We start from the raw sequence: 24226 nt of genomic DNA, 5'->3' as shown, positions 1-24226 counted from the left end.
CGGCGCAGGGGTCGTCCGACTGCCACCTAGCACTCTATACATGAGAGTGCTAGCACTCAAGGGCGCCCCGGTGCTTCTCGCGTGTCGGTTCGCCCACGGCGTATCCCGCACCGCCGCCGCGGCCGCACCGGGATCAGCCGACCTGGCCCTTGACCACCGGCAAGCCGGGGTCGCTGGGCACATCCAGCGGCGAGGGAGCCGCCTTCGCGGCCACCAAATGCGCGGCGAACGCGGCGATCATGGCGCCGTTGTCGGTGCACAGCCGCGGCCTGGGGATACGCAGCGTCAGGCCGGCCTCGCTACAACGTTGGGTTGCCAACTCGCGCAATCGCGAGTTGGCCGCCACACCCCCGGCGATCAGCAGGGTCGATACCCCCAGGCCGGTGGCCGCGCGCACCGCCTTACAAGTCAGCACGTCGGCCACGGCTTCCTGGAAACCGGCCGCGACATCGGCCGGCCGAAAATCTGGATGGGCCTCCACGTAGCGCGCCACGGCGGTCTTGAGACCGGAGAAGCTGAACGCGCATGGATCGTCGGACGGCCCGGTCATGCCCCGCGGAAACACGATGGCGTCGGGGTCGCCGGAGCGCGCCAGGTCGTCGAGCACCTTGCCGCCCGGATAGCCCAGCCCCAGCAGCCGCGCCACCTTGTCGTAGGCCTCGCCCGCGGCGTCGTCGACGGTGGCGCCCAGCTCGACTATCGGTTCGCCCAACGAACGCACGTGCAGCAAGTGGGTGTGCCCGCCGGAGACCAACAACGCCACACACTCGGGCAGCGGTCCGTGTTCGTACACGTCGGCGGCCAGGTGTCCGCCCAGATGGTTGACGGCGTAGAACGGCACTCCCCAGGCGGCCGCATACGCCTTGGCCGCGGCCGCCCCCACCAGCAGCGCACCCGCCAGCCCCGGCCCGATGGTGGTGGCGACGACGTCGGGCCGCGCGATGCCTGCCGTCGTGAGCGCACGGCGCATCGCCGGGCCCAGGGCTTCCAGATGCGCCCGCGAGGCGATCTCGGGGACCACGCCGCCGAACCGCACATGCTCATCGACGCTGGAGGCCACCTCGTCGGCCAACAAGGTCAAGGTGCCGTCGGCCTCCAGCCGCGTGATACCGACGCCGGTCTCATCGCAGGAGGTCTCGATGGCCAAGATGACTTTCCCGGGCATCTACCGCGCACCCCCTGGATCCCTGCGCATCGTGTATGCGTCGGCACCGCTGACCCGGTAGTAGCGCCGGCGCAGTCCGACCTGCTCGAAACCAACGCTGCGATACAGCGCTATCGCCGGCTCATTGTCGGTGCGGACCTCGAGGAAAACCACGCCGCCGTCGGCGAAGGCCAACAGTTCGTCAAGCAGCCGACGGCCGATGCCCCGCCCCTGATAGGCCGGGTCGACGCCGATGGTGTGTATCTCGTATTCGAAGGGCGCAACACGGCCCAGCCGCGAGACACCGGCATAGCCGACCAGGTTGTCCGCGCACCGGGCGCCCACGTAGTGATTGCGCCCGCTGGCCAGCTCGCGCTCGAAGGCCACCTCCGGCCACGGGTCGTCGCCATCGAAAAGTTGCGCCTCCAGCTCGGCGCAGCGCCGGGCATCGGCGCGGGTCAGCGCGCCGATGGTGACGGGCCCGAGATCGGCGGTCATGGGCGCGCCGCCAGCGGCTTGGCATCGGGCCGGCGCAGATACAACGGCACCAGGGGCGCCGGGCCCTGCGCCCAGTTCACCGCGGCGGCCAGGCCCGCCACGGTGGGGTAGCTGGGCTCGCACCGGGGCAGGTCGAACAACCCGGCGTGCTCCGGTGATCCCGCTACCGCGTGCGCGGTGCCGGGATCGACGTCGCCCGTGGCGTTGACCGCCGGGCCGTGAGTGCGCACTCCATCGCGGTAGCGCGCCCAGTAGACCTCGCGGCGACGGGCGTCGGTGACCACCAGCGTGTCACCGGTGGTGAGTCCACCGATGGCGTCGAGGCTGCACACCCCATACACCGGGATGTCCAGCGCATGCCCGTAGGCGGCGCCGGTAGCCATTCCGGCCCGCAGCCCGGTGAATGGGCCGGGACCGCAGCCCACGACCACCGCATTCAGGTCGGCCATCGTCAGCGCCGCACCGGCCAGCGCCGCCAGCACGTTGGGGGTCAGCCGTTCGGCGTGCGCCCGGGCGTCGACGGTGACCCGCTCGGCCAACGCGACGCACTCGGACCCCGTCAGCTGCACTACCCCCGCGGTCACCGCGGGGGTAGAGGTATCCAAAGCGAGAATGATGGTCATCGGCCGGCCCACGCCCAGGTCGCGATCCGCACGTCGGAGTGACTGACCCGCTCCAGCCGAATGTCGAGATGGCGTTCGGAGAGTCGCTCGGCCAGGCCCTCCCCCCACTCCACCACCACGACCGAGTCCGTCAGATCGGTGTCCAGATCCAGCGAATCGAGCTCACCGAGCAGGTCGGCGCTCCCGTGATCCAACAGCCGATAGACATCAACGTGAATCATCGCCGGGCGGCCCGGCCCACGCGCCGGATGCACCCGCGCCAACACGTAGGTCGGCGAGGTGACCGGGCCATCGACGTCCATCGCCGCGGCAATGCCCTTGGCCAACACCGTTTTTCCAGCACCCAATGGGCCCGAGAGCACCACCACGTCACCGGCGCGCAGCTGCTCGCCCAGCCGGGTTCCCAGCGCCACGGTATCCGCCACGCGTTCCAGCATTGCCGTGCCCGAATCGTGCTGCTCAGCCATGGCGGCGCCACCGATCCCGCAACCGCTCGCCGACCCGGCGGTACCGCAGCGTCAACTTGCCCGGAAGGGCGCGGTCGACGAGCCGGACCAGCCCTTCGTTGATGGCGTCGGGCTTGTCCAACAGGGCCAGATGACTGGCCCCGCCCACGATGACCAGTTCGGATTGTGGCAACGAGGCCGCCATCTTTAGAGAGTATTCGTCGGGGGTCATCAGGTCGTGATCACCACAGGCAATCAAGGTCGGGATCCGCAGCAGCGTCCACAGCCCGGCGGTTTCGTCGTGCACTTCCAGCGCGTGCAGGAAACCCACCAGGGTGGCGATGGGCGTGTCGTTCATCATCTGCTGCGAGAACGCATCCAGGCTGCGGCTCACCTCCAGGTCACTGTAGGACGCGGCCCGCAGGATCGGGCCGATCAGTGACCGGGACGCGGTGCGGCCGCGGTGCATCAGTTTCGGCGCGGACCGGGCGGTGAACCGGACCGCCTCGAGCGCCGGGTTTTTCAGGAACTCGCCCAACGGCGAGCGGGTCACCCCTTCGGCCGCCGAAGAGATGACGGCGGCACCCACAATCCGCCGGCCGTAACGCTGCGGGAACTGACGGGCGTGCGACAACACCGTCATGCCACCCATCGAATGCCCGACCAGCACTATCGGCCCGCGCGGTGCGGTCGCTTGCAGCACCGTTTCCAGGTCTTGTCCGAGTTGGGTCAGTGTGTAGGTCTGCGGATCGGCTTCGCCGGACTGGCCGTGCCCGCGCTGGTCATAGAAGACCATCCGCACCCGCGAGCCCCATTGTTCGCCGAGCCGCATGCGCTGAAAGTGGAAGGCACCCATGCGCAGGCAGAAGCCGTGGGCGAACACCATCGTCAGCGGGGCGTCCACCGGCCCCGCCTCGCGCACGGCCAGCGGCACGCCGTCCGGTGTGGTCACCACCCGGGCGCGATCGCTGTCCAGCCGCTCGAAATCCTCACCCGCGTAGGGGTCATCGCAGACCGAGCCGCGTTCGGCCAACAAGCGCCGGGCCGAGGCGCCGACGATGGTGGCGACCGCGGTCAGCCCGGCACCTCCGGCAAGCCAGGCTCGCTGGCGCCGGCGAGTTTCCTCAGCGCTCAACGGTTTCGGCCTCGCGGTAGACCCTGGTGATGCGCCCGCGCGGGCTGGTGACCACCTCGTAGTGGATGGTGCCGACCAGATCGGCCCAGTCCTGCGCGGTGGGTTCACCGCGGGTACCCGGCCCGAACAGAATCACCTCGTCACCTTCGGCCACATCGAGCGGTCCGGGGCCCAGATCGACGAGGAACTGGTCCATGCAGACCCGGCCGACGCCCGGCCGGCGTTTGCCGTTGATCAAGACCTCCAGGCGCCCGCCCAGCGACCGGAAAACCCCGTCGGCGTAGCCGATCGGCAACAGCGCCACATTCGTGTCGTGGGGCGCAATCCAGGTGTGTCCGTACGACACGCCTTCGCCCGCGTCCACCGATTTCACCAGCGCGACTGCGCATTTCACGGTCATCGCCGGAACCAGTCCCATGTCGCCCAACCTGGGCACCGGGCTCAGCCCGTACACCGCGATACCGGGCCGCACCAGATCCAGCGTCAGATCGGGACGAGCCATGGTTGCCGAGGAGTTCGACAGGTGCGCCACCTCGAATCGCACTCCCTGGTCGCGGGCGTGGTCGAGCATCTGCTTGAACCGCTGGGACTGGATGTCGTTGATCGGTTTTTCCGGTGCGTCCGCGTGCACCATGTGCGTCATCAGCCCGCGTAGCCGAATCGCGTCTTCGGCGACGGCCTGGCGCAGCCTGGTGACCATCTCCGGGTAGAGCGCCGGCGCCACGCCGTTGCGGTTGAGGCCGGTGTCGATCTTGACCGTGACGGTCGCCGTCGTTCCGGTCCGGCGCGCGGCATCGAGCACTTCGTCGAGTTGGCGGATCGAAGAAATGGCGATCTGGACGTCGGCGGCCAGCGCGGGCCCGAAATCCATGCCGGGTGCGTGCAACCAGGCCAGCACCGGAGCGGTGATGCCGTCCGCGCGCAACGTCAGCGCCTCGTCCACCGACGCGACTCCGAGTTCGACCGCACCGGCTGCCAGCGCGGTGCGGGCGACCGCGGTCGCGCCGTGACCATAGCCGTCGGCCTTGACGACCGCCATGACTTGTGCGCTGCCGGCACGTTCGCGCAGCAGCCGCACGTTGTGGGCGATAGCACCCAGGTCCACCACCGCCTCGGCGAGGACCCCGGGCGTCAGAGATATCGGGGTGGTAGTCATCGACTCGATTGTCCCAGAGCCGCGTGAAGGTGCTCGCCCAGTCCGCGTTCACCCCGGCGGCTGGGCCGGCGACCGACCTCCGCGCTTAGTGCGCGAAGTGCTGTCCGTCGTAGTTGCCGCCCGGCTTGACCTTGTCCAGCGTGCGCAGTGAGGTGACGGCATCATCGTGCAGGGCGCGCGCCATGTCGGCGGACAGACCTTCGCGCACCACGATGCGCAGCACCGATACGTCGGTGGCGTTGTCCGGCATGGTGTAGGCGGGCACCTGCCACCCGAAGGTTCGCAGCTCGTGGGAGAGGTCGAACTCGGTGTAGCCGCGGTCGCCGGCCAGCCGGAAGGCGACCACCGGGATCGCCGAACCGTCCGCTATCAGCTCGCAGTGATCTACCTCACGCAGCTGCGCGGAGAGCCAGCGCGCGGTCTCCGACAGGGCCTGCATGACCTTGATGTAGCCCTCCCGGCCCAGCCGCAGGAAGTTGTAGTACTGGCCGACGACTTGGTTGCCGGGCCGGGAGAAGTTGAGTGTGAATGTGGGCATATCCCCGCCCAGGTAGTTGACCCGGAAAACCAGATCCTCCGGCAGGTGTTCGGGGCTGCGCCACACGACGAATCCGACGCCGGGATAGGTCAGCCCGTATTTGTGACCGCTGACATTGATCGAGACCACCCGCGGCAGCCGGAAGTCCCACTTGAGGTCTGGATGCAGGAACGGCACCACGAAGCCCCCGCTGGCGGCGTCCACGTGCACGGGCACATCAACGCCGCCGCCGGCCGCCAATCTGTCCAGCGCCGCGCAGATCTCGTCAACCGGTTCCAGCTCGCCGGTGTAGGTGGTGCCCAGGATCGCGACCACACCGATGGTGTCCTCGTCGACGGCGTCGACGACCTGTTCGGGGGTGATGACGTAGCGCCCCTTCTCCATCGGCAGGTAGCGCGGCTCGACGTCGAAGTAGCGACAGAACTTCTCCCACACCACCTGGACGTTGGAGCCCATCACCAGATTCGGTGTACGGCCTTTCCAGTCCTTGCCGATCTTCTGCCGCCACCGCCACTTCATGGCCAGGCCGCCGAGCATCACCGCCTCGCTGGAGCCGATGGTGGACACCCCGGTGGCGCTGGACGGGTCGTCGTCGCGCAGTCCCTCGGCGTGAAAGAGGTCGGCGACCATCGACACGCAGCGGGTCTCGATCGCAGCGGTCGCCGGGTATTCGTCTTTGTCGATCATGTTCTTGTCGAACATCTCGGCCATCAGCTTGCCGGCCTCGGGATCCATCCAGGTGGTGACGAAGGTGGCCAGGTTCAGCCGCGAACTACCGTCGAGCATCAGCTCGTCGTGGATGAACCGGTAGGCGGCTTCGGGATCCATCGACTCCTCGGGCAGCCGCAACGCCGGTACCGGAGCGGTGAACAGCCGGCCGGTGTAGGCCGGAGCGATCGAATGTGCGGGTACCGACGGGTGGCTACGGGACACGGTGGATCCTTTCATTGCCGAGTCGAGCTACTGACTTCACAGAGCCGCCAGGGCGGCCCGGATGTAGTGGAGAATTCGCGACGCGGACGTCGGTGCGCCATCGGGCCCCGGATCGAGGGCCGATAGCTCGGCGGCACGGGCGTGGACGAACGCCGCGGCCGCGGCGGCCTCGGCCGGTGCCAGCCCCGCCGCCAGCAGGGCCCCGATCATTCCGGACAGCACATCACCCGATCCGGCGGTGGCCGCCCAGGACTGCCCGGCCGGACTCAGGTACACCCGGCCGCCGGGATCGGCGATGACGGTGACATTGCCCTTGAGCAGCACGGTGGCGCCGAACGCATCGGCCAGCTTTCGGGTTGCGCCGACCCGGTCCTCCCCCGGCCCCGAGCCCGCCAACCGAGCGAATTCACCGGCGTGCGGCGTCAGCACCGTCGGGGCGCTGCGATTGACCACCAATTCGGGATACGCCGCCAGCATCGTCAGCCCATCGGCATCCACGATCACCGGGAGATTGGTTTCCAGCGCGAACCATAGTGCGGCCGACCCGGGTTCATCGGTGCCCAGGCCCGGCCCTACCACCCAGGCCTGTACCCGTCCGGTCGTGGAGGGGGTGGGCGAGGCGATGACCTCCGGCCAGCGCGCGAGCACCTCGCCCGCCGCGCTGCCGGCGTAGCGGACCATGCCCGAGGTGGCTGCCACCGCGGCGCCACTACACAACACCGCCGCACCCGGATACGTCGAAGAACCCGCCAGCACACCGGTCACGCCCTGGGTGTACTTGTCATCGCGAGGGCCGGGCACCGGCCAGTGCGCGGCCACGTCGGCGGCCTGCAACCCCAGCACCTCGGTGTCGGACAGGTCCAGTCCGATGTCGATCAGCACGACACGACCGCAATCGGCCAGCACGTGGACGGGTTTGAGTCCGCCGAAGGTAACCGTCAGCGCGGCGCGCACCGCGGGGCCGGTGATCGCCCCGGTCGCCACGTCGATGCCGCTGGGGATGTCCACGGCCACCACCGGGATGCCGGCGGCGTCCACCGCGGCGAACACCTCGGCCGCCGCGGGCCGCAGCGGCCCGGAGCCGGAGATGCCCACCACCCCATCGATAACGAGATCGGTTGCCGCCGAGACGTTTTGTACAACGCGGCCACCAGCCTTGGTGAATGCCGCCAGCGCCTTGGGATGGGTGTGTTGCGGATTGAGCAGTACCGCGTCCGCCGCGGCGCCGCGGCGGCGCAGGAAGGTCGCCGCCCATAGCGCGTCACCACCGTTGTCGCCCGATCCGACCACCGCGCACACCCGGCGACCGAAAATTCCGCCGCTACGGCGGGTCAGTTCACGCCCGATTTCGGTGGCCAGGCCAAAGGCCGCCCGGCTCATCAGCACCCCGTCGGGCAAGCTGGCCAACAGCGGCGCTTCGGCGTCGCGGATCGCGTCTACAGAGTAGTAATGCCGCATCACTGCCAGCATTGCATGTTTGGGACGGGCTCAGGCCGGTGCCTCACGGGAACGGAGTTTTCGCAGAACTTCTCTGATTTTCGCGGGACCCCACGTCGGGCTCCCGCGTTCGCGGGCCATCGGATAGAAGGCCAAACCGATCAGTATCGCGGTGAAATGGCCGATGGCGGTGAAGTCGAGCTCGGTCTTGTCCATGGTGAGCAGCGGAAAGCCGAAGATGACGAGCAACACCGCCAGGTATCCCCATCGCCACGGCTTGACGATGTGATAGGTGAGCACCGCCATCACCCCGACCAAGAAGTAGCTGACCCCGATGTCACGCGAATACACCAGCCGTTCGGCGGCCTCACGCGTCTGGATCGCGTAGTAGAGCAGGCCTTCGCTGATATAGGTGGCGCCGATGTGGGAAGTCAATCCCACCGTCAGCCAGCGCAACTGGCCAAGCCAATGCTCGGCCGGCGCCAGGAACAGCGTGAACAGCACCAGATACGGTTCCAGATTCCGGCCGTCGATCCACAGCAGACTGGAGAACAGGACTTCCAGCGGATCGCGCCCCAGGTGGCTGATGTTGGTGGACCGATGCAGGATCACCGAGTGCAGCTGGCGTCCGGCCAGGCTGTTTTGAATGATCGTGGTGATCGCCAAGACGACCAGCCAGGTATAGGTCAGGGGCGCGCTGCTGACGAAATGCCACACCGCGAGCGCCATGCTTCGCACTCGTGCGGATACCGATGCGCTCGCCACGGCGTCAACTCTTACACGCCCGCCGTTGCCCATGCGACATCGGCAGTGGTCTCAGGCCGGCTTGTCGGAGGCGGGTTTCAAGTGCCGCCACCAGCAGGAAATGTAGATCGCCATCGAAATGACCAACACGACTATCACCCAGACCACGACCCGGACATCGATCCAGGCCCCGAAGGGAGGCGCGTTGGGCAGCGCATTGCGCAGCGGCACCACCGCAAACAGCATCGCCGCGTACCACGTGGTCATGGGCGGCTGGAATGGTCGTCGATCACGTGCGGTCTGCACCGCAACAAAGAGAGCCAGCCCGGCGATCGTGACCAGGACACCGATGATGAGCAGGGCAAACGCGGCGGTGCTCGGTGATCGCTGCAACGTCAACCGGTAGGGCGTAACCCCGGTGCCGTCTCCTGCGGTCGGAATGTCGATCTGCCAGCCGGCGAGGCTATCGACGAATCTCACCTTCGCCCGCTGGGGCACCTTCGCCGCACCGCTGAACAGCTCGACCGTGATCGGCCCGGAACGGTAGTGATCGAAGGGCCAGTCCGCCACGTTGCCGGTGATGGCCAGCGGAACGGGGAAGACACCGGGCAGCATGCCCTTGGACCAGGTGCGCTTGGTCGGCGTCACCGAGGAGGTGACCACGACGCTGAGGTCGTCGGACAGACCCTCGGTTCGCGGATCCAGCAGCCCCGGCCCCGGCGTGACGGCGAGATTGGCCGACAGCACGGTGTTGCTCGACTGAACCTCTTCCAGGCTGATGGTGACCGTGGTCCCATCGGCGGTCGGACGGCCTTGGGTCAGGTCGTGCGGCCCCTTGCCGGCGTTGCCGTAAAGCAGTGTCGAGCCGACATAGGCCACGACGAAAAGCACCAGCCCGACAAATCCCAGCTTCATCGGCCAGGTCCTGACCTACCGCGCTCAACCGCCGACAAGGGTCCCCCTCATTGCCTGCTCCGGACTATTCGACCGTGACCGACTTGGCTAGATTTCGCGGCTTGTCGACGTCGTACCCGCGTGCCTGTGCGACGGCCGCGGCGAACACCTGCAGTGGGATCGTCGACAACAGCGGCTGCAACAGGGTCGACACCGCCGGAATCTCGATCAGGTGATCAGCGAAAGGACGCACGGTGTCGTCGCCCTCTTCGGCGATCACGATGGTGACCGCGCCGCGGGTCTGGATCTCACGAATGTTCGACAACAACTTGGCGTGCAGTGTGGCCGAGCCTTTGGGCGAGGGCATGATGACGATGACCGGCAGCTCGTCTTCGACCAGCGCGATCGGACCATGCTTGAGCTCACCGGCGGCGAAGCCCTCGGCGTGCATGTACGCCAGTTCTTTGAGCTTGAGCGCGCCCTCCAGGGCCACCGGGTAGCCGACGTGGCGCCCCAGGAACAACACGGTCGAGGACTGCGCGAACCGGTAAGCCAGGTCGGCCACCGGCTTGATCGCCGAAATGACCCGGGCCACCAGATCGGGCATCGCTTCCAGCTCGCGGTACTCCCGCTCGACCTCGTCGGGATATTTGGTGCCGCGCGCCTGGGCCAGCGCCAAGCCCAGCAGATAGTTAGCGGTCACCTGGGCCAGGAAGGTCTTGGTGGAGGCCACCCCGATCTCCGGGCCGGCGCGGGTGTAGAGCACCGCGTCGCATTCGCGCGGGATCTGCGAACCGTTGGTGTTGCAGATCGCCAACACCTTGGCCTTCTGCTCCTTGGCGTGGCGGACGGCCTCGAGGGTGTCCGCGGTTTCACCGGACTGCGAGATGGCCACCACCAGGGTGCTGCGGTCCAACACCGGGTCTCGGTAGCGGAACTCGCTGGCGAGCTCCACCTCGACAGGTAGGCGGGTCCAATGCTCGATCGCGTACTTGGCGAGTAGACCCGAGTGATAGGCGGTGCCGCAGGCGACCACGAAGACCTTGTCGATCTCCCGCAGCTCCTGGTCCGATAGCCGCTGTTCGTCGAGGACGATGCGGTTGCCCACGAAGTGGCCGAGCAGAGTCTCGGCGACCGCGGTCGGCTGCTCGGCGATCTCTTTGAGCATGAAGTACTCGTAGCCGCCCTTTTCGGCGGCCGCGAGGTCCCAATCGATGTGAAACTCCCGGTAGTCGGTACCGGCAAGCAGGTCGTCGTTGCCATCGAAGTCGCTGATCCGGTAGCCATCGGCGGTGATCACCACCGCCTGGTCCTGTCCCAGCTCAACGGCGTGCCGAGTGTGCGTGATGAACGCGGCGACGTCGGAGCCGACGAACATCTCGCCGTCACCGATGCCGAGCACCAGTGGTGTGGAGCGGCGGGCCGCCACGATGGTGCCGGGGTCATCGGCGTTGGCGAAAACCAAGGTGAAGTGGCCCTCCAAACGCCGCAGCACCGACAACACCGAGGCCGGGAAGTCGCCGGCCGTCTCGCCGTGGTGAAACGCCTGCGCGACCAGGTGCACCGCAACTTCGGTGTCGGTGTCGCTGGCGAACTCCACGCCGGCGGCTTCCAGCTCCTGGCGCAGGACGGCGAAGTTCTCGATGATGCCGTTGTGGACGACCGCGATTTTTCCGGCGGCATCACGATGGGGGTGGGCATTACGGTCGGTGGGGCGCCCGTGGGTGGCCCACCGGGTATGCCCCAGGCCGGTGGTACCGGTCAGCGACTCCGCCGGCATTTCGGCCACCGCCGTCTCGAGATTGGCGAGCCTGCCGGCGCGGCGACGCACGGTGAGCTTGCCGCTGCCGTCGACCAATGCGATCCCCGAGGAGTCGTAGCCTCGGTACTCCATCCGGCGCAGCGCATCCAGGACGACTTCGCAGGCAGGACGCTGGCCTACGTAGCCGACAATTCCGCACATAGCAGACCAGGGTAGTGCAGCCACCCCCATCCGGACGTCCGCATAACGCTGACCGCTAGCTGACCAGCGACTGACCGGGGGCAGCTCGCGAGCCCCAGATCAATCCGGCGGTATGGTCGAAATGGCCCTACGGCGCGAAAGGCCCGATTTGTCCCACCCTTACCAACCTCCTGTCCAGGCGGATCGGTACTACCTCAAGCTGATCAAGCACACCGGCGCCCTGATCTTCTGGCAGCAGCGCAGTTATTCGGTCTACGGGACGCTGCCGGAGTGTGAGGCGGCCTACCGTTCGGCCCAGACCTACAACCTGCTCGCCGGTTGGTGGAGCCTGCTGTCGCTGCTGCTGTTCAACTGGATCGCCTTGATTTCCAATGCCAACGCGATGCGCCAGCTGCGCAACGCGGTCAATTCGGGTGGCCCGGCACCGCCGGCGCCCATGCCTGCCTCGCGGCCCGCATCGACGCCGGTATCGATGCCGGTATCGATGCCGGCGGGCTGGTATCCCGATCCTCATGGGGCCGGACAGCGCTATTGGGACGGCACAACGTGGACGAACTGGACCCATCCCCCGCGCCACCGCTAACGTCGACGGGTGGCCCGCATCCGCAACCTCGTTGCCGCCCTCAGCCGCCGAGGCCCACACCGCGTTTTGCGCGGTGACCTGGCCTTTGCCGGACTGCCCGGGGTGGTGTACACCCCTGAAGCCGGTATGAACCTGCCGGCGGTCGCCTTCGGGCATAACTGGCTCACCGGCGTAGCCCGCTATTCGGGGCTGCTCGAGCACCTGGCGTCCTGGGGCATCGTCGCCGGGGCGCCCGACACGCAACGCGGCGTGGCGCCGTCGGTGCTCAACCTGGCCTTTGACATGGGCGTTGCCCTCGACATCGTGGCCGGAGTGCGCCTTGGGCCCGGCGATATCAGCGTGCACCCCGCCAAGCTCGGGCTGGTGGGCCACGGTTTCGGCGGCTCGGCCGCGGTCTTCGCGGCGGCCGGCATGCCGACCAAGCCCGCCGGGGTGGTCGCGATCTTCCCGACCGTCACCGCGCCCCCGGCGCAGCAGCCGGCCGCGGGCCTGAAGGCGAAGGGTTTGATCCTGAGCGCACCCGAGGATCCCAAGACGCTCAATTCCAACGCACTCGAGCTGTCGCGCACCTGGGACGCCGCCACGCTGCGCGTTGTCAGCAAGGCCAATCCGGGCGGTCTGATCGAGGGTCGGCGATTGACCAAAGTGGTGGGGCTGGCCGGCTCCGACCGCAAAACCCAGCGTTCGGTCAGGGCGCTGGTGACCGGCTACCTGCTGCACACCCTCGGTGGCGACAAGACCTATCGCGACTTCGCCGATCCGGACGTGCACCTGCCCAAGACCGACCCGGTGGATCCGCACGCCCCGCCGGTTACGCCCGAAGAGAAGCTTGTCGCGCTACTGAAGTGACGAGCGCGGCCCATGATGCGAATCGGTATCGCCCTGGACTACTCGGACGGCTTCCATGAGGGCCTCGACCGCGTCGTGGAACTCGACAAATCCGGAATCGACGTCGCCGTGGTGGCAGAGGCATATGCCTTCGACGCCGTCAGCCAACTCGGCTATCTGGCGGCCAAAACAACCCGCGTTCAGCTGGCCTCCGGGGTGCTGCCCATCTATATCCGCACACCCTCGCTGTTGGAGATGACGGCTGCGGGCCTCGATCATGTGTCCGGCGGCCGGTTCAATCTCGGAATCGGTACGTCCGGACCGCAGGTGATCGAGGGATTCCACGGCGTCGAATTCGATGCGCCCATCGGCCGCACCCGCGAGGTGGTGGAAATCTGCCGGCACGTCTGGCGGCGGGAGACGCTGCGTCATGCGGGCGCCCACTACCAGATCCCGTTGCCCGCTAATCGCGGCACGGGTTTGGGCAAGGCCCTCAAACTCATCAATCACCCACTACGAGAACGCATTCCGATATCCATTGCGGCGCCGGGCCCCCGCAACGTCGAGCTGACCGCCGAGATCGCCGAGGGCTGGCAGCCGGTCTTTTTTTATCCGGAGAAGGCCGCGTCGGCCTGGAGCGAGGCGCTGGCGTCCGGCACCGCGAAACGCGATCCCGCGCTGGGCCCGTTGGATGTCACGGTGCACGCCTCGTTGGCGATCGGGGACGACGTCGAGCAGCGACTGGCCCGGGTGAAGCCTCAACTTGCCCTGTACCTGGGCGGCATGGGCGCCAAGGGCCGCAATTTTTACCACAACCTGTCCACTCGTTACGGGTACGGCGATGTCGCAGACCGAATCCAGGAGCTGTACCTGGCTGGGCGCAAGCACGAGGCCATAGCCGCGGTGCCGGACGAGCTGGCGCGGGGAATCTCGCTGATCGGCCCACGCGGGTTCGTCGCCGAACGGCTGGCCGCCTTCGCCGAAGCGGGTGTGACGACCATGCTGGTGAGCCCGTTGAGCACCGATCGCCGCGAATACGTGCGCCACGTCGAGCAGCTGCTGGGGCTGCGTCGCGCCTGAGTTGGTCTGCGAGCTGTCTCGAGTTGTTACGGCCCGGCCTTGGGCAGCTCGTCTGCGGCTATCTCGCAGGGACTCGACGCCTCGCCGGCCGGCGCCGAACCGCCGTGCGGCGGCGCCTCGGGAACTCGCGGCGGCTGGGCGACCGGCGTGGCGGCCCCCTCGGGCACCGGCGTCCTGGCTTGTTCGCCAATCGGCATCGCGGACCGCTCGGCGCCATCGCCCGCCAGCGCCCCCGGCGGTGAACCGTCGGCGGCTTCCGGTGCCTCGCCGTTATCGGACTTCTCGTCACTCGCGCCGGTTTCGGTTGCCGCGTCGGGCTTTCGCGGTTCGCTAGGGTTCTCATCGCCGACGTCGTCGACCGCCTCCGCACCGGACCGATCTCCCCCATCCGCCGGGTCCACCGACCCGAGCGGATCGGCGATCGGTACCGCCGCCGTACCGAGTAGTTCTGCCAGCGCGTCGACAATGCGCCCGGCAAGCCCCGCGAGCCCACCGAGCCCGCCGGTTCCCGCGGCACCCAAGCCGCCGGGGCCGCCGAAATCACCGAGCGCGCCGAAATCGCCGGCATCTGTGGGTAGTTCGAGGCCAGCTCCCGGCGCCGGCGCGATGCCAGCCGGCACCGCCGGCGACGCGGCGAAGGCCGGTTCCGGATCCGGCGCAGGCGCGGAGGTGGCGGCCGCGGGTGCGATCGCCGCCAGCGCCGATGGGACCGGCGGCGATTGGGGTCCGGATCCGAGGTCGTCTGGGTGGTCGAAAGACACCGGCACCGACGAGGTCAGTCGATCGGCCAACGTGGTGTAGGCCGCGCCGATGCCGGCCGTCGCTGCGCGCATCGCGCCCAGCCAGTCGTCACGAATATCGTTGTCCAGATAGGGATTTATCTGATGGCGAACCAGCTCCGCGGCCGCACTGCCGGGCGCTGCCCCGGCACCGACCTCAGCGCAGGCGGCCAACCACGCCGGCCGCCGCGCCAGTGTGCGGTCGTCGATGGCGATCACGCTTTCCACCTTCATGTCGACCAGACGCCACAGGTCCTCGCGCAACGATTCGCAGCCCAAAGCCGCCGCCCGAACTTCGGCAACAATGCGCTGCCCCGCCTCAACATGGCGTTGCAGAAAGTTGACCGCGGCGTCGGCTCCAGGCCCCGCCCAGGCCATCGCCAGCGCGCCGACCTGGCCGCGCTGCATCCCAAGCGCCTCAGCGACCGTGGCGCCGGCGGCGCGCAATCGCGCGCAGTCACCGTCGAGCAGGTAGAGATCGAGGCCGTCTTCGCTGTCGTAGCGGTCGCCGATCGGATCAAAGCCCTTGGCCAGAACGGGATCTTGGTAGCCGAGCTGTTGGCAGGCGCGTAGGTACCGCCGCGTGTGGTCCACGGCGGGCCGCCCTTCGTCGAGGCGCTGTGCCACCGCTAGCCCGTCGGTCACGATCAGGCGATCCGTGCCGCGGCGCCACGATCGGCATCAACGTAGTGGTTCGCGGCGGCGCGCATGGCGACCGCTATATCGACTGTGGCGCTGGACCATTGGGATAGCTGCGCACCCAAGCGCTCCAATCCGGCGCGCAGTGCATCACCGTGCGAAGGGTAGTCCCGGCCTGCCGCGGCCCCATCAAAAGTGAGCCTTGCCCAATGGTCGGCGATGGCGTTATCGATCAGCTCCGCCGCGGCGCACAGTCGCTCGGCCACCACCTGCACCGCCGCAACATCGATGCGTGAGTTTCTCGCGAGTTCGGGTCTCATGGATAGTCAGACGCCGGTCGGGGCGTCGAGGTTCCCGCTGAGCCGGGATTGGTCACCTCGATGGCGGTGGACGGCAGCGAGCAACGAAATTCAGATGCCTGGTGGCTAGCCCGCGGCACTGACCGCGTCGGCGACGCTGGTGGCCAACCGATGCGCGGCTTCCTCGTCGGCCGCCTCGACCATCACCCGGATCAGCGGCTCGGTTCCAGAGGGCCGAAGCAAGATGCGGCCGGTGTCACCCAGCTCGGTTTCGGCCCGGTCTACCGCCGCCTGAACCGAAGGTGCCGCGGCCGCGGCCGCCTTGTCGGTGACCTGGACGTTGATCAGCACCTGCGGCAACGTTTGCATCCGCGATGCCAGAGCGGCCAGCGAGGCGCCGGTCGCCACCATGCGCGTCATCAAACGCAATCCGGTGACGATGCCGTCGCCGGTCGAACCGAGTCCCGGCATCACGATGTGGCCGGACTGCTCACCACCGAGGCTGTAGTCCCCGGCGCACAATTCCTCGAGCACATAGCGGTCCCCGACGCCGGTGGTGCGCACGTTCACGCCGGCCTCGCGCATGGCCAGGTGCAGACCGAGGTTGCTCATCACCGTGGTCACCAACGTGTCGGAGGCCAATTCGCCCGCCTCCTGCATCGCCAAAGCAAGGACCACCATGATGGCGTCCCCGTCAACGAGGTCACCGTTGGCGTCGACGGCCAGGCAGCGGTCGGCGTCTCCGTCGTGGGCCACACCCAGGTCGGCGCCGTGGGCAAGCACCGCCGCGCGAATCGCCTCCAGGTGGGTCGATCCGCAGTCGCCGTTGATGTTCAACCCGTTGGGGTCGGCGTTGATCTCGATGACCCGGGCTCCGGCGGCCCGATAGGCGCGCGGCCCCACTTCCGAGGCGGCGCCGTGGGCGCAATCGACCACAACGGTCAACCCATCGAGTCGCGTGGTGCAGGCCTTGCTCACATGCCGCAGATAGCGGTCAGCGGCGTCTTCGGCGTCGATCACGCGGCCGATCTCCGAGCCAACCGGTCGCAACCCGGGTCCGGCCGCAACCAGGCTTTCGATCCGGTCCTCGGTAGCGTCGTCGAGTTTGTGTCCGCCCGGACCGAAGATCTTGATGCCGTTGTCGGGCATCGGGTTGTGCGACGCCGAGATCATCACCCCGAAATGGGCGTCATAGGCACCGGTCAGGTAGGCCACGGCGGGAGTGGGAAGCACCCCGACGCGCAGGGCGTCGACACCTTGACTGGTCAAGCCCGCGATGACGGCGGCCTCGAGCATTTCGCCACTTGCTCGCGGATCGCGGCCAACCACGGCGACTCGCCTGCCCGGTCCGGTCGAACTGGCCAGGTGCTGCGCGGTAGCGGCGCCAAGAGCCAGGGCCAACTCGGCGGTCAATTCGCGATTCGCGACCCCGCGCACTCCGTCGGTGCCGAATAGTCGACCCATGCGGACAAACCTCTCACAGTTGACGTTCTCGCGCCTAACGTGCGCTTACCTTTCTGCCCGCAACCGTGCGCGTTGGCGCGACGACACGCCGAAGGCGCACCGAAAACAACGCACAACGTTGCACGGTCGCGGCCAGAAAGTGATCGTTGATCAGCGCTTGCTGTACTGAGGCGCCTTGCGGGCCTTCTTCAGGCCGTACTTCTTCCGCTCGGTAGCACGCGGGTCACGGGTGAGGAAGCCAGCCTTCTTCAGGGCGGGCCGGTCCTCCGGGTTTGCCACGATCAATGCCCGGGCGATGCCCAGCCGCAGCGCGCCGGCCTGGCCCGAGGGGCCGCCGCCGTGCAGCAGCGCAAAGATGTCGTAGCTCTCCAGCCGGTCGACGGTGACCAGCGGAGCCTTGATGAGCTGCTGGTGGACCTTGTTCGGGAAGTAGTCCTCGAGGCTGCGCCCGTTGAGGTCGAACTTGCCGCTTCCGGGCACCAGGCGCACCCGCACCACGGCTTCCTTGCGACGCCCGACGGTCTGGATGGGCCGCTCGAACACGAACGATTCGCTGTAAGTCACTTCAGCTTCGACAGCGACTTCCACTTCTGGGGTGGTTTCGGTCATTGCGCCACCTGCTTGATCTCGAACGGAACCGGCTGCTGCGCGGTGTGTGGGTGCTCCGGACCGGCATAGACGCGAAGCTTGCTCTGAATCTGCCGACTGAGCTTGTTCTTGGGCAGCATGCCGACGATCGCCTTTTCCACGACGCGGTCGGGGTGCTTTTCCATCAGCTCGCCGATCGAACGTTTCCGCAGACCGCCGGGATACCCCGAGTGCCTGTAGGCCATCTTGTTACGCAGCTTCTCGTTGCTGATGGCGACTTTGTCGGCATTGATGACGATGACGAAGTCACCGCCGTCGACATTGGGCGCGAACGTCGGCTTGTGCTTGCCACGCAGCAGGTTGGCTGCTGCGACGGCAAGGCGGCCAAGCACCACGTCCGTGGCGTCGATGACGTACCACGACCTCGTGGTGTCACCCGCCTTGGGCGCGTATGTAGGCACAGCGCTTACCTTCTCTTCTCTCGGGTGGATCCCGGTGTGACCCGGGTGCCGGTCAGGCGTTCACGGAGGGGCTGTCTCGGCGACCGACATTGACCCGAGGCCCCGGCGTACCCGCACGCCAACCGAGCAGCTTACCGACGGGCATCCCCGCAGGTCAAAATGACTGTGTGGTCCCCACGGCTCTCCTCCGTGGGGACCACACAGGGTCTGTCGGGTGCCGCGGGGTCAGATGGCGCGGCTAGCGGGCCCAGCCGCCGGCTGCCCGGCGGTCGGCGCCGGCGACCTCGTCGGCGCCGTCGCGGACGGCGTTACCCAGCTCGAACAGGATCTGGTTGAGCGCAGCGGCCGCTTGATGCCATTTGAACTGCTCGGTTTGATACGCGGCCGCCGCCTCTCGGGACCACAGCTGCTGCAGCGGTGCGATCTGTGACCGCAGCTGCTCGAGTGCGGCGTTGAAACGCATCGAAGTGATGTGAATCTCTTGGCGAACCGTGTGCTCGATTGCGTCAAAGTTGTACGACAGGACAGGTTCCACGGCGAATCCCTCCGATCACAGGTCCGCGCCGGCGGCGCCGATGTGGTGTGCGTGGTTGTGGCCGGCCTCACGCAGCAGGGCCTCGTTGTGCCGAATGGTTTCAGCGATCGTGTGCAGGGCGTGGTAAAGTCGTGTCGACTCTGCACCCCATCGATCCATCGCGTGTTTGAATCGCGCCGCCGCCACCCCACCCCACACTGAGGCGGGCACATCGTTCATGCGGCCGATGAACGGCTGCAGCAGCGCCCGGATTTCTTCGTTGCGGGCGTCGGTGGTGGCGGCGACCGTGCGCATCAGGTCGAAGTCGGCACTCAACGTGTTCGACGTATTAGACGTAGTGAACGGATTGGCACCTGCCGGACTACTCATACCCATTAAGACCGGCGGCAGGCCGATTTGGTTCCACCCGGATGCCGCCCACCGTGCCCGGATCAGTGGACCGCGTGCGCGGATCGCACGGCCCGTTCGCACACCTCGCGAATGGCCTCGACCGCGCCGGTTCGGCTTTGGCATCCAATGCTGATCCGTACCGCCGTGTCCAGCACCACCGACCATCGCACCTCGTGCCCGGCACGCACCTCCCGGTAGGTCACCGCAGGCCGGCCGGCGCTGACACCGGAGGGATCGAAGTCGACGAACACACCGGCGGGTTCGGCGTCGATCGCCCGTCTCAGCCGCTCCGCGGTGCCCGCAAGCGTCTCCCCCGGCACCGGCGATTGGGTCACGTGCAGGGCTACCTCGGGATCTGCCGGCGAGGTGATCTGCACCCGCGCTGACCCGGGTCCCCCAATCACACGCTGCCTCGGCCAGCCCGTGGGAATCGCGACCGCGACGTGGCCCTCCACCAAAACCGTCGTCGGCGTTGCCGCAACCGCGGGCACCGCGCGCCGGTCCGGCCGGGCAAGACCCGCCACCATGAGGACGGCCACAACGGTCGCGCCGATGCCGGCCACCGCCGGGCCCGCCAATCTCGTGATGCTCCGGTGCGGCGGTGCTGCCGCGGACCCCAACACCGGCTCCGTGGTCGCCGACCTCGCCAATCCGATCAGTCGCGGATCGTTGACCTGCGCGACGCGGTGGCCATCGACCAGGGCGGCGCAGATCGATGCCCCAAGCTCGGATGCCCCGGCAACCGCGCCCGGCGCGTCGATGACCACCGCTGTCCGGACGCCCTGCGTCATGGCGTCAACGGCGGCGGCGACCTCTTCGGCGGTGCGTTCGGGCTCGGCGCGACGCGGCACCGCGGTTCGATGCTCGCCGACGACCGCAACCAACCGATCGGCGATCTCGACCACGACGGTGGCCTGGGCTGTGGCCCGCCGCAACAGCCAGGACCGCGGTCGCAGCCAGACCTGGGCTGCGCGGTCAACGTCTGTGTCATCGGCTTCGTCGCCCGCGGCCCGGGCGGCGCGGGTAACCACGGCGACGCGCGCCGCCGACCACCACGACGGATGCACAACGATCATGCCGGCGCGATGGCCTTCGGCCAGGCGACGCAGGGTGGTCGACCAAAGGGACCACACCTGGACCGGCCGGTCACCCACCAACGCCACCGGGTCGTCGATAGCAGCCAGCGCGGCCGCGCACACCTCGATGTCAGCGACAGTCTCGCTGCCACAACACAGTCGGCGGATTGCCTGCGGGCCCGCCTCGATCATGGCGCGGTGCGCGTTCATCCGGGCTCAGTCCAGGCCACTTGGACCAGCCGCTCGTCACCGGCCCGGGTGACCAGGACGGCGCGGCCGGGCGGCAAGGGCATCGGCCGACCGGAGCCGAACAATGGTCCCTCATAGCAACGTCCGCTCATCATCAGCGCCATACAGCCGAAATCTCGCAGCGCGGCGAGCAGCGGCTCGAACAGGGCCCGTGTGGCTCCCCCGCTGCGCCTGGCCACGATCAGATGCAATCCGAGATCGGTTGCGTAAGGCAGGTATTCGAGTAGCGCCAGCAGTGGATTGCCGGCCGATGTGCATACCAGGTCGTAGTCGTCGACCATCAGGTAGATCTCCGGCCCAGACCACCACGACCGGTCGCGCAACCGAGCCTGGCTCAGGTCCGGGGCCGGCATCCGGGCCCGCAGCAATTCGACCAACCCCGGCAGGAATGCACCCAATCCCCCCGCAGCTATCGCATGGCCGCCCAGGTACTCGGACTCGCTGAGACCGAGCAGTTCCCGCCGGAAGTCCACCAGGAAAAGCCGTGCCTGCGCAGCGGTCTTGGTCCGGGTGATCTCGCGGCACAGGGTGCGCAACGCGCTGGATTTTCCGCACGCATTGTCACCGAGTATCAGCAGATGGGCGTGGTGTTCGAAATCGACCGCAACCGGTTGTAGCCGGCGCTGCTGCAGACCCAGGAGGATCCGGCCGGATAGGGCCGCACCCGCGGCCTCGACCACGTCGCGATGCTCAACCTGCTGCGGCAACAGCGGGACCGCAGGCGCCCCCGAACCGGCATGTTGTTGACTCACAACGACTTCGGCGACATTCGGCAACGCGATCATCATGTGCATCCCGTCGTCGCAGAGGCCGCGGCCCGGCCGGTCCCGGGGTACCTGGCGCGCGCCTCGGCGATCCACCTCGGAATCAGCGGGATCCCCCAGGCGCAGCTCGATCCGGGTGCCCAGCTGATCCTTCAGTGACCCCCTGAGGTGAGCCCAGCGCGTCGCGGAGACCACCACGTGCAGGCCGTAGGAAAGTCCTTGCCCCGCCAGCGCAGTGATCGGTTCCTGCAGCTCTTCGAACTCATGGCACAGCGTGGCCCAACCATAGATCACCACAAACAGGTCGGCGAGCCGCTGGGCGCCTGAATCGGCCCGGAGCCGACGATACGCGGCGATCGAGTCGATGCCCTGCTCACCAAAGAGCGACTCGCGGGTCCGCAGGCAAGACTCGAGTTCGGCGACGATGCCCCGGATCAGGTCCGGTTCACCCCGGCCGGCGACCGCACCGACGTGGGGCAGGTCGCGGACCGCGGCCAGAGCGCCGCCGCCGAAGTCCAGACAGTAGAACTGCACCAGGTCCGGGTCGTGGGTGGCCGCCAACGCGGTTATCAGCGTGCTCAGCGTGGTGGACTTTCCCGACTGCGGCGCGCCCACGACCGCGACATTGCCCGCGGCCGCGGTGAGGTCGATGGTCAGGGGTGTGCGGGACTGATCGAACGGCCGGTCCACCACCCCGATCGGCACGGCCAGTTCAGCGCGCTCTGCCACACCGTCGCTCAACAGCGACGCCAGCGCGGGCGCCCGGTCCAACGGTGGCAGCCAGACCTGATGCGCGCGGCCCGTGGCCAGCGATCCGGTCCAGCACGGTCTGCAGGACGGTTGGCCCGGTTGCGGTATCCGCGCCGTCAGCGCCGCCGGTCCTGACTTCTCCGGTGGCTTCGGAGGTGAACGGCCGCACCGCGGCAGGTAGCACCACAGAATCGGCATCGGGCGGGCCCGCCGGAACCGGTCCCGATACAAACGCCGTTTCGAACCGGGTCAGCTCTGCGGTGGGAGAAGACAACAGGCCCGAGCCGGGGGTATTGGGCAGCTCAAAGGCGTCCAGCGTTCCCAGGGCGGTCCGTGACTCGATGGCGGACAGGGTCTTGAGGCACACGCGATAGGACAGGTGGGCTTCGAGTCCACGCAATCGCCCCTCCTCGAGCCGCTGGCTGGCCAGTAACAGGTGCATGCCCAGTGATCGGCCCAGCCGGCCGATGGCGACGAAAACCTCGGCGAAATCGGGATGCTGACTGAGCAGTTCGGCGAACTCGTCGACGATGATGAAAAGCGTCGGCAGCGCGGCCAGGCCGGCGCCACGCGGCGGGCGTCCTCGTAGGCCGCGACGCTGACGAAATTTCCGGCCGTCCGCAACAGGTGTTGGCGCCGGTTCATCTCGCCGGCCAGCGCCTCCCCCATCCTCGCGACCAGCGGCGCTTGGTCGGCGAGATTGGTGATGACGGCGGCCACGTGCGGCGCCTTTTCCAGGTCGAGAAATGTAGCGCCGCCCTTGAAGTCGATCAGCAGAAGATTCAGTACCTCTGGCGAGTTGCGCACCATCATGCCCAGCGCGACGGTGCGCAACAGCTCGGACTTTCCCGATCCGGTGGCCCCGATGCAGAGCCCATGTGGCCCCATCCCCCGCGCCGCGGGCTCCTTGATGTCCAGCAGCACGGGTGATCCGTCCGCGGTCGCGCCGATCGGCACGCAAAGCCGTTCGCGTTGATTCCGCTTGTGCCAGTGGTTTACCGGGTGATAGGTGGCGATTTCGCCGATGCCCAGCATCTTCGCCCAGTCACCGGGGTGACCGCCGGCGCGGTCACCGCAACGGTGCGGCGCCAATAGGCGGGCACATACCAATGCGCTGGCCTGATCCAACTCGTCGGGCCGCGTCAACGTCGTCGCTTCTCCGGCCCGCTTGACCACCACCTGCGTGCCATCGTGTCCGCGCCCCACCTCGAGGACGGTGACACCGGCCGGCAACTGCTTGCCGTGTTCGTCGGTGTCGACGATCACCATGACCGGCAGCGCCACGGCATCGAAGGCGGCGCTGGCTTGCGTGATGTTGGGGTACACCATTCTTTCGGTCCCCGCCTCGTCGTGGTGACTCGGATGCTAGTTGTGCGGCAACCATTTCAGCCACTCCCACCCCGGCCGGTAGCGGTCGCTGACCACCGCGGCGACCAGCAGCTGATCTGGACCGTGCAACACAGCCATTTGGCACACCATCGCCCGAAGCAGCGCCCGTACCCGCGCCGGGTCGCCGCCGATGGTGACCACACCGGCGCCGTGTAGCGCGATGGCGATCGGGACATCGGTAACCCGCGCGTGGGCCTCGAGGAAGCGGCGCAGCGCGCTGACGGTGACCGGATCCGATCGGTGTGGGGGTGGCAGCGGCGCGGCCACCAGGCGAGTGGCCAGCGGCTGGGTTCCAAGGCCAATGCGGATTCGGCAGAAATCGGCATACGCGGGCCGGCGCTCCCACATCCGGGAGCCGCCAATCAACGTCCACACGGTGTCGGGTTCGGGATGGGTTCGGTTCGACGATATTCGCTGGGCTGCCGCGATTTCGGTGACCCGTTGCCGAAACTCGCTCAGATATTGCAGATATCCCACCCGGTCTTGGTCGAGCCCGGCACCCCGGCGCCGACCGCGTGCGCTGACCGCCATCACCATCAGCGACAGCGACATCGTCGCCGGGAGGATCAACATCGTTGGGTTGCGCGCGCTCGGGGCACCCGAGACATAGGTCGCTGCCATGGCAATCAAGGTGGCGATCGACATGGCCAAGGGCACCAGGCGCAGCAGCGGACCAGTCGACGTTGTCTGGGCTAGCTCCGGTGGTGCGGCAACCACGAGGTCCTCGGTCACAGTGCGACGACGCTAAGCAGCGGCCCGAGCGCCGGCAAGTCGCCTGTGCACAACCGGATACGACGGCGCCGGAGGCGAACTAGCGTGCCAGTGATCCACCTGTCAGGGG

The 24226-nt window shown here is 67.8% G+C and carries 22 protein-coding genes and 1 pseudogene; 3 read left to right on the top strand and 20 right to left on the bottom strand.

The window, feature by feature from the left end:
• Positions 1–133 precede the first annotated feature (133 nt).
• The 11 genes from tsaD to glmS form a co-directional block, all read right to left on the bottom strand.
• Positions 134–1165, bottom strand: coding sequence for a tRNA (adenosine(37)-N6)-threonylcarbamoyltransferase complex transferase subunit TsaD (gene tsaD / locus G6N41_RS13285; protein ID WP_198967586.1), 1032 nt, complete (start codon positions 1163–1165; stop codon positions 134–136).
• Complete coding sequence (gene rimI / locus G6N41_RS13280) at positions 1166–1642, bottom strand: ribosomal protein S18-alanine N-acetyltransferase (protein ID WP_011739138.1); 477 nt, start codon at positions 1640–1642, stop codon at positions 1166–1168.
• Positions 1639–2265: a tRNA (adenosine(37)-N6)-threonylcarbamoyltransferase complex dimerization subunit type 1 TsaB gene (tsaB, locus tag G6N41_RS13275; RefSeq protein ID WP_198967585.1), complete on the bottom strand. Its 627-nt coding sequence runs from the start codon at positions 2263–2265 to the stop codon at positions 1639–1641. Before tsaB ends, rimI begins: the two co-directional genes overlap by 4 nt.
• Complete coding sequence (gene tsaE, locus G6N41_RS13270) at positions 2262–2732, bottom strand: tRNA (adenosine(37)-N6)-threonylcarbamoyltransferase complex ATPase subunit type 1 TsaE (RefSeq protein ID WP_020732002.1); 471 nt, start codon at positions 2730–2732, stop codon at positions 2262–2264. Before tsaE ends, tsaB begins: the two co-directional genes overlap by 4 nt.
• Positions 2725–3846 (bottom strand): alpha/beta fold hydrolase, encoded by a 1122-nt coding sequence (locus G6N41_RS13265; RefSeq protein WP_198967584.1) that lies wholly within the window; start codon positions 3844–3846, stop codon positions 2725–2727. Before G6N41_RS13265 ends, tsaE begins: the two co-directional genes overlap by 8 nt.
• Entirely contained in the window at positions 3836–5002 is a 1167-nt protein-coding gene (alr, locus tag G6N41_RS13260; RefSeq protein WP_198967583.1) for an alanine racemase, read from the bottom strand. The genes G6N41_RS13265 and alr overlap by 11 nt, the downstream gene beginning before the upstream one ends.
• 85 nt (positions 5003–5087) lie before the next feature.
• On the bottom strand, positions 5088–6473 hold the full coding sequence (locus G6N41_RS13255) for a glutamate decarboxylase (RefSeq protein ID WP_198967582.1): 1386 nt from the start codon (positions 6471–6473) through the stop codon (positions 5088–5090).
• A 36-nt stretch (positions 6474–6509) separates the two neighbouring features.
• Positions 6510–7931 carry an NAD(P)H-hydrate dehydratase gene (locus tag G6N41_RS13250; protein ID WP_198967581.1) on the bottom strand — a complete coding sequence of 474 codons (1422 nt, stop codon included), beginning with the start codon at positions 7929–7931 and terminating at the stop codon, positions 6510–6512.
• A gap of 30 nt (positions 7932–7961) precedes the next feature.
• Entirely contained in the window at positions 7962–8675 is a 714-nt protein-coding gene (locus tag G6N41_RS13245; protein ID WP_198967859.1) for a rhomboid-like protein, read from the bottom strand.
• Between the two features lie 51 nt (positions 8676–8726).
• Positions 8727–9569, bottom strand: coding sequence for a DUF4436 domain-containing protein (locus G6N41_RS13240; RefSeq protein ID WP_020731997.1), 843 nt, complete (start codon positions 9567–9569; stop codon positions 8727–8729).
• Between the two features lie 64 nt (positions 9570–9633).
• Complete coding sequence (gene glmS / locus G6N41_RS13235; RefSeq protein ID WP_094358756.1) at positions 9634–11511, bottom strand: glutamine--fructose-6-phosphate transaminase (isomerizing); 1878 nt, start codon at positions 11509–11511, stop codon at positions 9634–9636.
• Positions 11512–11623: 112 nt separating this feature from the next.
• On the opposite strand from glmS, the gene G6N41_RS13230 reads away from it, so the two are divergent.
• Genes G6N41_RS13230 through G6N41_RS13220 form a run of 3 tightly spaced genes read left to right on the top strand, consistent with a single transcriptional unit; the run spans position 11624 to position 14002 of the window.
• On the top strand, positions 11624–12094 hold the full coding sequence (locus G6N41_RS13230; RefSeq protein WP_198967580.1) for a DUF2510 domain-containing protein: 471 nt from the start codon (positions 11624–11626) through the stop codon (positions 12092–12094).
• A 9-nt stretch (positions 12095–12103) separates the two neighbouring features.
• A complete protein-coding gene (locus G6N41_RS13225) occupies positions 12104–12943 on the top strand; it encodes a dienelactone hydrolase family protein (RefSeq protein ID WP_198967579.1) in 840 nt (279 codons plus the stop codon).
• Between the two features lie 15 nt (positions 12944–12958).
• A complete protein-coding gene (locus tag G6N41_RS13220; protein ID WP_198967858.1) occupies positions 12959–14002 on the top strand; it encodes an LLM class F420-dependent oxidoreductase in 1044 nt (347 codons plus the stop codon).
• Between the two features lie 26 nt (positions 14003–14028).
• Here the strand turns inward: G6N41_RS13220 and G6N41_RS13215 are convergent, their stop codons facing one another.
• From G6N41_RS13215 to eccCa, 9 genes and pseudogenes are all read right to left on the bottom strand, one after another.
• On the bottom strand, positions 14029–15426 hold the full coding sequence (locus tag G6N41_RS13215) for a hypothetical protein (protein WP_198967578.1): 1398 nt from the start codon (positions 15424–15426) through the stop codon (positions 14029–14031).
• Between the two features lie 2 nt (positions 15427–15428).
• Positions 15429–15740 (bottom strand): type VII secretion target, encoded by a 312-nt coding sequence (locus tag G6N41_RS13210; RefSeq protein ID WP_011739126.1) that lies wholly within the window; start codon positions 15738–15740, stop codon positions 15429–15431.
• Positions 15741–15845: 105 nt separating this feature from the next.
• Positions 15846–17183, bottom strand: a complete 1338-nt coding sequence (gene glmM / locus G6N41_RS13205) for a phosphoglucosamine mutase (RefSeq protein WP_198967577.1) — start codon at positions 17181–17183, stop codon at positions 15846–15848.
• A 150-nt stretch (positions 17184–17333) separates the two neighbouring features.
• Complete coding sequence (gene rpsI / locus G6N41_RS13200) at positions 17334–17792, bottom strand: 30S ribosomal protein S9 (protein ID WP_020731991.1); 459 nt, start codon at positions 17790–17792, stop codon at positions 17334–17336.
• Complete coding sequence (gene rplM / locus G6N41_RS13195) at positions 17789–18232, bottom strand: 50S ribosomal protein L13 (protein WP_020731990.1); 444 nt, start codon at positions 18230–18232, stop codon at positions 17789–17791. Before rplM ends, rpsI begins: the two co-directional genes overlap by 4 nt.
• A 238-nt stretch (positions 18233–18470) precedes the next feature.
• Positions 18471–18767 carry a WXG100 family type VII secretion target gene (locus G6N41_RS13190; protein WP_198967576.1) on the bottom strand — a complete coding sequence of 99 codons (297 nt, stop codon included), beginning with the start codon at positions 18765–18767 and terminating at the stop codon, positions 18471–18473.
• A gap of 15 nt (positions 18768–18782) precedes the next feature.
• The gene (locus G6N41_RS13185; protein ID WP_198967575.1) at positions 18783–19136 is read right to left on the bottom strand and encodes a WXG100 family type VII secretion target; all 354 of its coding nucleotides are present in this window, start codon (positions 19134–19136) and stop codon (positions 18783–18785) included.
• A gap of 62 nt (positions 19137–19198) precedes the next feature.
• Entirely contained in the window at positions 19199–20443 is a 1245-nt protein-coding gene (locus G6N41_RS13180) for a type VII secretion-associated protein (RefSeq protein WP_198967574.1), read from the bottom strand.
• Positions 20440–24117 (bottom strand): annotated as a pseudogene (gene eccCa, locus G6N41_RS13175) (type VII secretion protein EccCa). The gene G6N41_RS13180 and the pseudogene eccCa overlap by 4 nt, the downstream one beginning before the upstream one ends.
• Positions 24118–24226: the final 109 nt, after the last annotated feature.

The sequence above is a fragment of the Mycobacterium shottsii genome (assembly GCF_010728525.1).
Lineage (GTDB): Bacteria > Actinomycetota > Actinomycetes > Mycobacteriales > Mycobacteriaceae > Mycobacterium > Mycobacterium marinum.
This window is presented reverse-complemented; position numbering and strand designations above follow the sequence as displayed.